This is a genomic window from Weizmannia sp. FSL W8-0401, assembly GCF_038009125.1.
Classification (GTDB): domain Bacteria; phylum Bacillota; class Bacilli; order Bacillales; family Bacillaceae_C; genus Weizmannia; species Weizmannia coagulans.
In genome coordinates this window covers 1358128-1370672 of record NZ_JBBPAG010000001.1, presented here as the reverse complement: position 1 = coordinate 1370672, position 12545 = coordinate 1358128, and the positions used below count along the sequence as shown (strand labels likewise).

Below are 12545 nucleotides of genomic sequence, written 5' to 3'. Positions count from 1 at the left end.
CAATTATCTGGAGGCTTAGTTCAGTATTGCCATTTTTATGACATAGAGCCAACAAAATTTCCAATTCACTTGTTTTTAACCCTTGACATCACACCGTAGGACTTGTCTCCTTCCGTTAACCGAATGTCCGTTCAGAGTGACGATTCATGTTCGAACGTGAAGTATCTCTTGCCCGTTTCCAGCCCGGCCTTTTGCAGCTTCGCTGGAAATGGGGCGGCTGCCTTAAAATCCGGCAGCCGCCCCGCATATCAGGCTGCTGATTCTCCTGCTTGTCGTGCGGGCTTTCATGAACGTCTCTTGCTCAAAAAACTCCGGGGAGCTGCCCCCGCACAGCGGGAAAAATCATTTCACTGCTACTATATTCCTTTGTTTTGCGAGTTATGCCATCCTTCATAAGCGCCGGTACATAAAAAGAGGCGCTCTTCTGCCCGGCATCCATCCGGAAACAGAAAAAACCCGTTTATTCAGAGATAAACGGGCGGTCTTCATTGATTAAAATATTTTGGATTGTTGCAGCTTTGCCTGTTTTTTTATCAAGGCTGATGATGCATCCGCTTAATATTTTCCTTCCCGACTTTGGTACTTCGAAACGGACGGGAAGCGAAGTCAGAAATTTTTTCATTACTGCTTCTTTGTCCATACCGAGAATGGCATCGTACGGACCGGTCATGCCGGCATCGGTCAGATAGGCAGTACCGTTTGGCAAAATTCTTGCATCGGCGGTTTGCACATGCGTATGGGTCCCGATCACGGCCGACACTTTGCCGTCCAGAAACCAGCCCATTGCCTGTTTTTCGCTTGTCGTTTCGGCATGGAAATCAACAAAGATAAAATGGGTTCTTTTTCTTGCCAGCGCCACCATCTCTTCTGCTTTCCGGAACGGGTCATCGAGCGCATTCATAAACGTTCTGCCCTGCAGGTTGATGACTGCAAACTCCGTTCCTTCCGCTTTGATCAGCGCCATCCCTTTTCCTGGGGTCCCGTCCGGAAAATTGGCCGGACGCACCATCCATTTTGCTTCCTCAATAAAGTCAAAAATCTCTTTGTTGTCCCATGCATGGTTTCCGAGCGTGATGATATCCGCACCTGCATCCAGCAGACCACGGTAAATGTTTTTGGTAATCCCGCGCCCGCCGGCTGCATTTTCCCCGTTTACGATGGTCAAATGCGGCCTGTATTTCGCCTTTAACTTCGGCAAATATTCGTTCACCATCTCACGCCCTAATGACCCGACAACATCCCCTATAAATAGAATCTCCATGCAATAAATCCTTTCTTTGCTTTATAAAACCATCTTCATTTTCTTTCAAAACGTTTAAAGAAAATAAGCGGTGAACACGTCACCGCTTATTTTGCATATTCAACAGCCCGCGTTTCCCGAATGACCGTTACTTTAATATGGCCCGGATAATCCAGCTCATTTTCAATTTTTTTGCGGATATCACGTGCCAGGCGGTGGGCTTCCAGGTCGTCGATCTGTTCCGGTTTCACCATAATGCGTACTTCTCTCCCCGCCTGGATAGCGAACGATTTTTCAACGCCTTCATACGATTCGGCGATTTCCTCCAGCTTTTCAAGCCGCCTGATGTAATGTTCAAGCGTTTCGCTGCGCGCCCCAGGCCGTGCAGCGGATAAAGCATCAGCGGCAGCGACAAGCACCGCGATAATAGAGGTCGGTTCCGTATCGCCATGGTGGGAAGCAATACTGTTAATGACCACCGGATGTTCCTTGTATTTGGTTGCGAGTTCGACGCCAATTTGCACATGGCTTCCTTCTACTTCATGGTCTACCGCTTTTCCGATATCATGAAGCAGGCCGGCACGGCGGGCAAGGATTTCATCTTCCCCGAGTTCGGCAGCCAGCAATCCGGAAAGGAATGCGACTTCTATCGAGTGCTTGAGGACATTTTGCCCGTAGCTCGTGCGGAATTTTAACCGGCCAAGAATTTTGATTAAGTCCGGATGAAGGCCATGGACACCGACTTCAAAAGTGGTTTGTTCCCCCACTTCGCGTATATGTTCATCCACTTCCCGCCTTGCTTTTTCAACCATTTCTTCAATGCGGGCCGGATGGATGCGGCCGTCTTGAACCAGTTTTTCCAGTGCAATGCGTGCCGTTTCCCGGCGCACCGGATCGAATCCCGAAAGAATCACCGCTTCCGGCGTATCATCGATGATCAGGTCAATCCCGGTCAGCGTTTCAAGCGTCCGGATATTGCGCCCTTCCCTTCCGATGATGCGGCCTTTCATTTCATCATTCGGCAAATTGACAACCGATACCGTTGTTTCAGCAACATGCTCGGCTGCACACCGCTGAATGGCTAGCGAAAGAATGCTTTTCGCCTTTTTGTCGGCTTCTTCTTTTGCCCTTGTTTCCGCTTCCTTTACCTTAACGGCAATGTCATGGGAAAGCTCGTTTTCCAGTTTTTCAATAATGATGGCTTTCGCCTGTTCGCGATTGAGGCCCGAGATTCTTTCCAGCTCAGACTCCTGCTCGTTAACCATCTCCTCCAATTTGCTTTCCATCTCTTCAATATGTTGTTGTCTCAGGTTTAAAGAATCCTCTTTCTTTTCAAGCATCGATTCACGCTTATCGAGCGATTCATCTTTGCGGTCGAGGTTCTCTTCCTTTTGCAATAAGCGGTTTTCCTGTCTTTGCAATTCATTTCTTCGTTCACGCAATTCCCGTTCCATATCCGTACGAAGTTTATGATTTTCATCCTTCGCTTCAAGCAGGGCTTCTTTTTTCAGGCGGTCAGCTTCGCGTTTTGCTTCATCGACGATCTGATCCGCCGCATTTTTCGCCCCTGCAATTTTTGCTTCATAAATTGATCTCCGGATGAAATAGCCAACAACTACACCGACGATAAGGACAAGCAAAAGGGAGATGATCCATATGAGAGACTCCATCAATCTCACCTCCTCTTGCTATGAACTTCTTCCACGTTAAAAAATGTCGGCTGTTACATTAATCCTTAGGTTTACAGTATACAGCGCCTGGCTTAAAAAGTAAAACGTCGATCCCGGGGCAATCCCCTCCGGTGTATAGGCATGAAAACATCATGCGTTTCGTCCCGGTCCGGCTGAAGACAAGGATGTTCTGTCAGCCGTACGCGGAAAAGCTGCCGGATTAAAAACCGGCTCCCTTCCGGAAACTTCCGGGAGGGTTTGCTTTCCGTACAGGAGAAAGTCGTTTTTAGAAAAATAAAATATACATATTAATTTTAAAGGTGGGAATTTTTATTGTCAAGTGAAGCGGAAAGATTGCCATCATAATTTGTGTTGATCCCTTTCAGCCATGCAGCTTTTGCGGCGCAAAAAAGCCCGGTGGAAAAGGACGGCAAAAAGCGCCTGGATGCGGTCAGCATTTCAGGCGCTTATAGGTTACTCCAAATTCAATTCTTCCTGTCCTTCCACAGCTTCCTTTTCATCTGCAGCATTTTCGGTTTCATGGGAACCGGCATCTTCCGCCAGGTCGTAATGTTCCCGGATTTTTGCGGCAATCTCGTTTTTCAAATCCGCATTTTCCTTTAAAAACTGTTTCGCATTTTCACGCCCCTGGCCGAGCCGCTCGCCGTTATAAGCATACCAGGCCCCGCTTTTTTGGATGATGTCAAGGTCGCTTCCCATATCGACGATCTCGCCTTCTTTTGAGATCCCTTCTCCGTACATAATATCCACTTCTGCCGTTTTAAACGGAGGCGCTACTTTGTTTTTGACAACCTTGATTTTCGTTTTGTTGCCGACAATGTCGCTCCCTTGTTTGATCTGTTCGGCACGGCGCACTTCAAGGCGTACGGACGAGTAAAACTTGAGCGCGCGTCCGCCCGGTGTGACTTCAGGATTGCCGAACATCACGCCGACTTTTTCCCGGATTTGGTTAATGAAAATCGCAATCGTGTTTGATTTGTTGATCGCACCCGATAATTTCCGCAGCGCCTGGGACATTAGCCGTGCCTGGAGGCCGACATGGGAATCGCCCATTTCTCCTTCAATTTCCGCTCGCGGCACAAGCGCAGCAACAGAGTCAACGACAATAATGTCCACTGCGCCGCTGCGGACGAGCGCTTCTGCAATTTCCAGCGCCTGTTCGCCCGTATCCGGCTGGGACAGGAGCAGTTCATCAATGTTGACACCGAGCTTTTGGGCATAAACCGGGTCAAGTGCGTGTTCCGCATCAATAAAGGCAGCCTGTCCGCCCTGTGCCTGGACTTCCGCAATCGCATGCAGGGCAACCGTTGTTTTACCGGAACTTTCAGGGCCGTATATTTCAATGACGCGGCCGCGCGGGTAGCCGCCGACACCAAGGGCAATATCAAGCGCAAGCGAACCGGTCGGGATCGTGGAGACAACCCGGTCGGTCTGCTCGCCCAGCCGCATAATGGAACCCTTGCCAAATTGCTTTTCTATTTGTTTCAGAGCCTGGTCTAAGGCTTGTTGACGATCATTCACAAAATTTCCTCCTTTTATTCATCACGGACTCTTGAAAGCAATAAATCTATATCTATACTATACCCGTTTTTTCCGTGTTTGCCAAGCAAAATGTCGAACGCCTATTCGTCTCTTTTTTGCAAAAATCCGGCAAAAAAATGGGGTTTTTCCCCTGCAAAAATGGAAATTTCCCCGGCAAAAAGAGCCGAAAATTGAATTTTTGGCAAACAAATTTTTTCGTAAAAAGGCCGCTTCCGCCATTTGCAATGAGCAGAAGCGGCTTTCGGACTAAAGCAGTTTCAGCAAATGCCAGCAGCCGTATTTCACCGATCTCGTGCGGACGTTGTTCCGGGATCCGGAAAGTTCCAACAGATAGGCGGCCGTTTCTTTCCCTTTTATGGCAATGCCAATCCACACGGTTCCCGGCGGATGGCCTTCAAGGGGGTCCGGGCCGGCCACACCTGTAAAACTGATGCCAATGTCGGCATCCATGATGCTGCGGATATTTTCCGCCAGTTCTTTTGCACACTGGCTGCTGACGGCGCCGTACTTGTCAAGTGTTTCTTTTTTCACTTTGGCAAGCTTCATCTTCGCTTCGTTCGAATAGACAACAACGCCGCCTTTCAGCATCGTGCTGACACCCTGGATGGACGCCATTTCCGCTGCAAATTTGCCGGCAGTCAGGCTTTCCGCGCAGGCCAGCGTCAGCTGTTTTTCTGAAAGTTTTTCAAGCAGGGCCTCCATTAACGTCGTATCGTTATAACCGTAAAAATACGATCCGGCAATTTGCAAAATCTCTTTTTCCACTTGATCGATCATTTGGTTCGCCGTTGCCACCGACTGGTGTTTCGCCGTAATCCTGAGTGTCACTTCCCCTTCTTTCGCAAGCGGAGCAACAGTCGGATTGCTCTGGGTTTCCAATATTTGGCGGATTTCTGTTTCCAGTTGGGATTCGCCGATCCCGAAGAAACGGAGAACGCGCGATTCGATTTTTTCGATCGTTTCCAGTTCATCCTGGATCGCGGGACTGGCATAATGGATAAACATCGGTTCCAGTTCATGCGGCGGGCCGGGGAGCAGCATGTAATAGTGGTTTCGGCTTTTGGCCAGCATGCCCGGCGCCATGCCGTGGTCATTCGGAAACACTTTCGAGCCTTCAATGACAAGCGCCTGCTTTTTGTTGTTTTCCGTCATTTTTCGTTTTGTACGGATAAAAAACTGTTCGATGGAACGCATGGCATCTTCGTCTGTGACCAGTTTTTTTCCGATATGCGATGCAATCGTTTCTTTTGTTAAATCATCCTTTGTCGGACCGAGCCCGCCAGTAAAAATCAATAAATCGGCGCGGCCCTCCGCTGTACGGATTGCCGCTTCGAGCCGCTCTGCGTTATCGCCGACAACGGTCTGATAGTACACATCCACGCCGATTTCCGCCAATTGCGCGGCAATAAATGTGGCGTTTGTATTGGTGATCTGGCCAAGCAAAAGTTCCGAACCGACTGCAATTATTTCGGCATTCACTTTCCATTCCTCCCTTTCTTTTAAAGCAAAAAACGAACACATGGCGGCACCAATCCAGGAGACCGGAAATTCGCCCCGCAATGCCGCCTTTTCCCGGAAATCCTGCGGCCCGTGCCGGGTTAGCATCAGCGCCGGCGGGCAAAAAAGCAGTGAGAGGCTCTCACTGCTTGGTTATTTCGAGCGGGCAAATACGCCCCGGTTTAAATAGAAATAATCAGCGCCTGACCAGATGGTAAAGATGAGCGCCACCCACAAGGCGACCAGATCCATGCGGAATGAGAGTGCCGAAAACGGGAAGTTATGCAACAGCAATAAAAGGATGGCAATGATTTGCGTCCATGTTTTGATTTTTCCAAGCATATTGGCTGCTGCAACTTCCCCGCCCTCTGCCAAAATTAGCCGCAAACCCGTCACGGCAAACTCGCGGGCAATGATCACGACAACAATCCATGCCGGCGCCAGCTTGAGCCCGACGAGCAAAATAAACGCCGTTGAAACAAGCAGTTTGTCCGCAAGCGGATCGAGGAATTTCCCGAAGTTGGTAACGAGATTGTATTTGCGGGCATAATGGCCGTCGATCCAGTCTGTCATGGATGCAACTGCAAAAATCACCGCACCGGCAAAATGGGTGACCGGAATTTCGGCTCCCAGCCATTCAAAGGTGCCCCAATCGAACGGCACCGCCATGATGAGTAAAAAAACAGGGATTAAACATACGCGTGATACAGTAATTTTATTCGGCAAATTCACTGGATTTTCCTCCAACTGTCCATATATTTTCCAAAGAAAAAGCCTTAAACAAGGCTTATTCCGTTTGTGGCCCGTTAAACTGGATGATCATATCCTGGCGTACTTCTTTGGATGCCGGAATATGGTATTTTAGTTTTTTGCCATTGATATACACTTCCGTATTGACGGTGTTTCCGACCGTAATCGTGACTTGTTTTTGTTTTGACAGATCCGCTGTCCGGCTGTCCCCATCATTCAGCAATTGTTGAAAGTTGGTTGAACCGTCGCTGTTTTTCACCTGTACCCATGATCGGCCGCCGTTTGCTTTCAGTTCAAGTTTGAACTGGCTGGTGCCGGCCAGTTTATAGGTGGTCGTGTACCCGCTTGAAGACACGGTTTCCAGTTTTTGGGCTGTTTTCTTCGTTTCCGATGCCGGTTTTTTTGGCGTTTTCGCCGCATTTTTTTCGGAAGAGCTGCCGGTGTTTTTGCCGGATGATACCTTTTCAGCCGATTTTATGCTTTCTTTTTGCACGCTTACATTGCCCGAAGCCCCGCTGTTTAATTTTTCCTTCGTGTTATGGCCGGCAAACTTATACACAATAAACCAAAGCAAGAATAAAATCGCGATGATGGCGGCGACGACAAGGATCCTCGGCAGCACGTTCATCATCTTGACGGTATCCGGTGCAGCCCTTTTGGCCGTCTGCACCCGCGAAAGTTGCTCGGGAAATTCTTCCTGTTCCGTACGGGGGATGTCACTTTCATACTCTTCAAATAAAGTTTCCGGGTCAAGCCCGACTGCCTCGGCATACTGCTTAATAAATGCCCGGACGTAAAATTTTCCAGGCATTGAATCATAATTTCCTTCTTCAATGTTTTTCAAATATCTTTTTTGGATCTTGGTCATCTCCTGCAAATCATCCAGGCTGATGCCCTTTTCTTTCCTCGCTTCTTTTAAACGATTCCCTAATTCCGTCATGGTAACACCTGCCAATCTAGTAATCAAATCCTCCAAATCCGCCTTGAAACATCCGGTTTTGCTGGAGCAAGTCGTATGTAATTTCCTGTGACGGGTCTTCTCTCAACTCAATAATGTAATCAAAATCATCGAGCGTATATTCCGAACGCTGCACGAAAATATCCGGGTGTTCCACCACTTTTACAGCCGGGAGCCGCATGATTTCACGGATCATCTGCCAGTGCCGTTCGTTTCCCCTCTCAGCGGATACGATGCCATCCAGGATAAAAATATTGTTTGGATTATATTCATCCTCAATCAGGCTGCTTCTCACCGTCTGTTTGATCATCGTGGAGGAAAGAAAAATCCACTTTTTATTGGCACACACGCTTGCCGCCACAATTGACTCTGTTTTTCCGACGCGCGGCATCCCGCGAATGCCAATCAGCTTATGGCCTTCCTGTTTAAAATGCTCGGCCATAAAATCGACCAGAATCCCGAGATCATCGCGCACAAAGCGGAATGTTTTCCGGTCGTCATGATCGCGCTGGATATACCTTCCGTGCCGGACCGCAAGTCTGTCCCTGAGCTTGGATTCCCTGATTTTCGTTACTTTTATCGTTTCCACTGTTTGCAATATCGATTCGAGCCGGCCGATCTGTTCTTCATTTTTGACAAGCAGCAGCAAGCCCCGTTTTTTATGGTCAACGCCGTTAATGCTTCTGATATTGATCGCTAACATGCCCAAGAGGGAGGAAACATCACCCAAAAGCCCCGGCCGGTTGATCGTGATTTCATATTCCAAGTACCACTCTTTCCTGTCATCCACTCAAAACCCCTCCCGAAATCCGGATCCCAACGAACATATCTAGGTTATATGATATATGATTTTTCAGCAATAAGGAAGTGAAAGCTCTAAAAATCGTGAATTTTGTCGGGACATGAAAAAAACCGGCGGCATCACCAAACAGCCGGCTTTTAAAAAGCCGCCAATTGTTATTGTGATGCGCCGGTATTTCTTTATGACTGGGTACCGTTATTTTGAACGAGTTTTACCATTACATTGGCAATGGCTTGCTGCTCTTCCTGCGATGCCACTGACCATAAATCGGCAAGAACGCGTTCCTGTTCATTTTTCGGATCTACTTGTGCGGCCAAATAATCGCCGACCTGCTCAGCAAGTTTGTTAATCGTTTCCTGGGGCATCCCCTGTTGCTTTGCCTGGTTGAGGCGGTCCCCCAAAAAGTTTTTCCACTGGTCCCAGTTTTCAAATACGTTCATGTCACAGCCTACTATCAAGTTGTTCAACCTTAGTTTGTGACCTGGCTTGGAAGGCTATGCATGGAAAATGGAACCCGTGCTTCTTTCAAGGCACCGGCCGGGCGGAACGGTGCTGCGGTTGGCAAATTTGCCCGTTTTTTGGTTAACCCGCGTGAAAAAACAATGCGGATTCCTTTGCATCTTTTGCCGGGCGGGGCTACATATACCAGCCCCCGTTGACGCCAATCGTCTGGCCGGTGATGTAAATGCTTTTTCCCGAGAGCAGGAAAGAAACTGCGCCGGCAATTTCTTCCGGTTTGGCAAGCCGGCCAAGCGGGATGTCCGCTTCGAGATCTGAAATTTCTTCCGGCGCAAACCTGGCAAGCATGTTGGTGCCAACCGCCCCGGGTGCGACTGCATTCACGCGTACGCCGCTTCTTGCCGTTTCTTTGGCGAGCGCTTTTACAAATGCGATCTGTGCGCCTTTCATCGCCGAATATACGGCCTCGCACGCCGCGCCTGCCTGCCCCCAGATTGAACTGACAAGCACAATGTGCGAAACCTCATTTTGCCGCAATTTGGGCAACAGCTGCCTGATAATCAGAAGCGGCGCCTTTACATGAATCCGGTAAAGCTTGTCAATGGCTTCGTCATCGATATCCGAAAGTAGCCCGTAGTGGGAAATGCCGGCCGCATGGATGATCGCATCGAGATGAAAAACATTTTCTGCTATCGTTTTCACGGTGCCGTCTGTTGTGAGGTCGGCGCGGATCGGGATCGCTTCTGCCCCGAATTGCCGGCAGATGGAAAGCAGTTCTTTGATCGCCGCTTCATTTTGGTGGTAATGCAAATACAGATTCCATCCTTCTTTTGCCAGCATTTCAGCTGTGGCCTTTCCGATTCCGCCGCTCGCACCCGTAATCAACGCAAACTTTTTCAATTTTCTCCCCCATTTAAAAACCCGGGGCTACCCCGGGTTATTTCGGTAAAACCTGGCAAACGGTAAACCGTTCTTCATCAAAAAAAGCTTCCGCCGTTTCCAGCACATCGCTGAACCGGATTTGTTCAAGCACAGGGACGACGTCAAATAAATTCATATCATTAAACGCGTATCTTGTAAACTGGTTGGCGATAAATTCAGGTGAATTCAGCTGGCGCAGAAATCCCCCGATCTTTTTCTTTTTCGTCCGTTCAAGCGCTTCTTCTGCCAACCCTTTTCCTTCTTTTGCCCCAACCATCACCTCTTTCAGCCGCTTTGCCAAAAGATCCGGATCTTTCGTATCCCCTCCGGCCATCGCAAATCCGAATCCCTGCTCCTGGGAATAGTCAAAAGAAAAACTGGTGTCGATCAGGCCGTCATTGTACAACGCATTGTACGCATCTGAACTGCGGCCGAACAGCATGTCAAGGAGAAGATTGACCACCAGTTCGTTCTTTTGCATTTCAGCGCCGCGCTGGCTCGTATGAAGCGCCTTTACGCCAACAAGGCATTTTGGTATCTGCACATTCATATGCAATTTTTGCTCTTTTTCGGCCGCCTGTGCCGGTTCTTCCGGAAAACGCCTTTTAATCTCCGGTGCTTTTTCGTACTTTTTCTTCGCCTGGTTTTCTCTCATAAAAGAAAGCACCTCATCCGGCGATACATTTCCGACGGCAAACAGCAGCATATTGCTCGGATGATAAAATGTATGGTAACACTCGTATAATTGCGCTGCGGTGATTTTTGCGATCGAGTCAACCGTGCCGGCAATGTCAATTTTTACCGGGTGGTTTGCATATAAATTTTCAATCAGGCCGTAATACAGCCGCCAGTCCGGGTTGTCATTGTACATCATGATTTCCTGGCCGATAATCCCCTTTTCTTTTTCAACCGTCTGTGCGGTAAAATACGGCGTTTGCACCATATCCACCAGCGTTTCCAGGTTTTTCATCACCTGATCGGTGCTTGAAAACAGGTAGGCCGTCCGGTTAAAACTCGTGAAAGCATTGGCCGATGCGCCCTGCCGGCTGAATTGCTGAAACACATCCCCGTCTTCTTTTTCAAACATTTTATGTTCAAGAAAATGGGCAATGCCATCCGGGACCCGCACAAAATCGCTTTTCCCAAGCGGGACAAACGTGTTGTCAACTGAACCGTATTTTGTCGTAAACGTAACAAATGTTTTGTTAAACCCGCGCTTCGGGAGCACATATACTTTTAATCCGTTATCAAGTGTTTCACCGTAAAGCGTTTCGCCAAGCTGACTGAATTGTTGGGTTTCCATTTATTTCCCCTCCATTCCGGACAAGAAGTAGATCGTATCGGGTTCAATTTTTGCGGCCACTTTCACAATTTCCCCTTTTTCGACTGCCTTGATTTCCCTTATCCAATCTTCCACGCCGGTTTCGGTGCCGGCAATGACGTTATGGTACAAAATTTCAACGAGGCCGCGGGATGTATCCGTTGACTCAAGCAGCTGGTTGCGGATAACGGCTTTCGTTTGCCCGATTTCCTGTTCGCTGAAATCGCCGTTTTTCATTGCTTCCAGCTGTTTTTCAATAATGGAGACGGCCTTGTCAAAATTCGCGGATTCGATGCCGCTCATCACCATCATCAGCCCTTTATGGCTCTCGATCTGGCTCGCGACATAATAGCAAAGGCTTTCTTTCTCCCGTACATTCAGGAAAAGCTTGGAGTGGGAAAAACCGCCGAAAATGCCGTTAAACATCTGAAGCGGAAAATAATCGCTGTCTCCGAACGTAATATTGGTGCGGTAGCCGATATTGAGCTTGCCCTGGCGGATATCCTGGGATTCCTTGATTTTTTTGACGCCGGAGACCTTTTGGAGCGTTCTTGAGGCAGCCCGTTTCGGCTCGCGGTCCGGAAAACGCAGGCATTCGCAAATGGCCGCAAGCCGGTCTTCATCGACATCGCCCGTCACAAACAAGTCCAGTTCATCTTCCCGGATCGCTTTTTGATAATATTGATAAAGCGAAGCGGGCGTGATGGCGTCCACATCATCAAGAACGCCGTTTGCCTGCAGTGCGTACGGCTCTTCTTTGCACATTTCTTCAATCAGCCGCATGCTTGCATACCGCATTTTATCATCGTATACAGACTGGATCCGCTGTTTCAGCACCCGTTTTTCCTTCTCCACCGTTTGGCTGTCAAACTGCCCGCCGTCTGCATGCGGGTTCAGCAAAACTTCCGCCAAAAATTCAACTCCCCGCTGGAGCAGCGGTTCTGCATCCTGCAAAAATTTTTCGTTCGCAATTTCAATCGTAAAGGTCAGAATATGGTATTCCCCTTTTTTGGCCGTATCGACATAAAAATGAGCGCCGTACAAATCATCGAGATACGCCCTTAATTTTGCGGTCGTCTTCAATCGCCCCGTGCTGCTTTGAAGAACATTCGGGAGCAGAGCCCGCAGCGTAACCGTGTCTTTTTCAAGTGGCGCTTTCATTTTCCATACAAGCGTATTCGTTTTGTATTTGTCCGTTTTGATGGTATGTAGTGTGTACCCTTTCATTTTGCGAACCGTCTCTTTTGAAATGGCCATATGGATCCTCCTTTTTCAACGAGCTTCGTGCCAATAGTAAAAGTATGCCTGACTGCGGGGTTGTTTAACCTGTAAATGCATTAATTTTACTATACAGGGGAGACAGG

Annotated in this window: 11 protein-coding genes; all 11 read right to left on the bottom strand. The window is 48.5% G+C overall.

Annotation, left to right across the window (positions count from 1 at the left end):
• Window positions 1-460 precede the first annotated feature (460 nt).
• The 11 genes from NSU00_RS06470 to yfmF all read right to left on the bottom strand — a co-directional run bounded on the left by NSU00_RS06470 (window position 461) and on the right by yfmF (window position 12438).
• Window positions 461-1261 (bottom strand): TIGR00282 family metallophosphoesterase, encoded by an 801-nt coding sequence (locus tag NSU00_RS06470; RefSeq protein WP_013859168.1) that lies wholly within the window; start codon window positions 1259-1261, stop codon window positions 461-463.
• An 86-nt stretch (window positions 1262-1347) separates the two neighbouring features.
• Window positions 1348-2910, bottom strand: coding sequence for a ribonuclease Y (rny, locus tag NSU00_RS06465; RefSeq protein WP_061575574.1), 1563 nt, complete (start codon window positions 2908-2910; stop codon window positions 1348-1350).
• A 474-nt stretch (window positions 2911-3384) separates the two neighbouring features.
• A complete protein-coding gene (recA, locus tag NSU00_RS06460; RefSeq protein WP_195850473.1) occupies window positions 3385-4452 on the bottom strand; it encodes a recombinase RecA in 1068 nt (355 codons plus the stop codon).
• A 267-nt stretch (window positions 4453-4719) separates the two neighbouring features.
• Window positions 4720-5952: a competence/damage-inducible protein A gene (locus NSU00_RS06455; RefSeq protein ID WP_328196233.1), complete on the bottom strand. Its 1233-nt coding sequence runs from the start codon at window positions 5950-5952 to the stop codon at window positions 4720-4722.
• A 171-nt stretch (window positions 5953-6123) separates the two neighbouring features.
• Window positions 6124-6702 (bottom strand): CDP-diacylglycerol--glycerol-3-phosphate 3-phosphatidyltransferase, encoded by a 579-nt coding sequence (gene pgsA / locus NSU00_RS06450; protein WP_019721121.1) that lies wholly within the window; start codon window positions 6700-6702, stop codon window positions 6124-6126.
• A 55-nt stretch (window positions 6703-6757) separates the two neighbouring features.
• A complete protein-coding gene (locus NSU00_RS06445; protein ID WP_258921651.1) occupies window positions 6758-7660 on the bottom strand; it encodes a helix-turn-helix domain-containing protein in 903 nt (300 codons plus the stop codon).
• Window positions 7661-7676: 16 nt separating this feature from the next.
• The gene (locus NSU00_RS06440) at window positions 7677-8468 is read right to left on the bottom strand and encodes a DUF3388 domain-containing protein (protein WP_017554614.1); all 792 of its coding nucleotides are present in this window, start codon (window positions 8466-8468) and stop codon (window positions 7677-7679) included.
• Window positions 8469-8659: 191 nt separating this feature from the next.
• The gene (locus NSU00_RS06435; RefSeq protein WP_013859159.1) at window positions 8660-8920 is read right to left on the bottom strand and encodes a DUF3243 domain-containing protein; all 261 of its coding nucleotides are present in this window, start codon (window positions 8918-8920) and stop codon (window positions 8660-8662) included.
• A gap of 196 nt (window positions 8921-9116) precedes the next feature.
• Window positions 9117-9839 carry an elongation factor P 5-aminopentanone reductase gene (ymfI, locus tag NSU00_RS06430; RefSeq protein ID WP_026104883.1) on the bottom strand — a complete coding sequence of 241 codons (723 nt, stop codon included), beginning with the start codon at window positions 9837-9839 and terminating at the stop codon, window positions 9117-9119.
• 37 nt (window positions 9840-9876) lie between these two features.
• On the bottom strand, window positions 9877-11163 hold the full coding sequence (gene yfmH / locus NSU00_RS06425; RefSeq protein WP_195850470.1) for an EF-P 5-aminopentanol modification-associated protein YfmH: 1287 nt from the start codon (window positions 11161-11163) through the stop codon (window positions 9877-9879).
• The gene (gene yfmF / locus NSU00_RS06420; protein ID WP_013859156.1) at window positions 11164-12438 is read right to left on the bottom strand and encodes an EF-P 5-aminopentanol modification-associated protein YfmF; all 1275 of its coding nucleotides are present in this window, start codon (window positions 12436-12438) and stop codon (window positions 11164-11166) included. It lies immediately after the preceding gene.
• Window positions 12439-12545: the final 107 nt, after the last annotated feature.

Excerpts from the sequence above, each read along its gene's own strand:
- yfmH (WP_195850470.1), bottom strand. The coding sequence starts at position 11,163 with ATGGAAACCCAACAATTCAGTCAGCTTGGCGAAACGCTTTACGGTGAA.
- NSU00_RS06435 (WP_013859159.1), bottom strand. The coding sequence starts at position 8,920 with ATGAACGTATTTGAAAACTGGGACCAGTGGAAAAACTTTTTGGGGGAC.
- yfmF (WP_013859156.1), bottom strand. The coding sequence starts at position 12,438 with ATGGCCATTTCAAAAGAGACGGTTCGCAAAATGAAAGGGTACACACTA.
- NSU00_RS06470 (WP_013859168.1), bottom strand. The coding sequence starts at position 1,261 with ATGGAGATTCTATTTATAGGGGATGTTGTCGGGTCATTAGGGCGTGAG.
- rny (WP_061575574.1), bottom strand. The coding sequence starts at position 2,910 with ATGGAGTCTCTCATATGGATCATCTCCCTTTTGCTTGTCCTTATCGTC.
- NSU00_RS06445 (WP_258921651.1), bottom strand. The coding sequence starts at position 7,660 with ATGACGGAATTAGGGAATCGTTTAAAAGAAGCGAGGAAAGAAAAGGGC.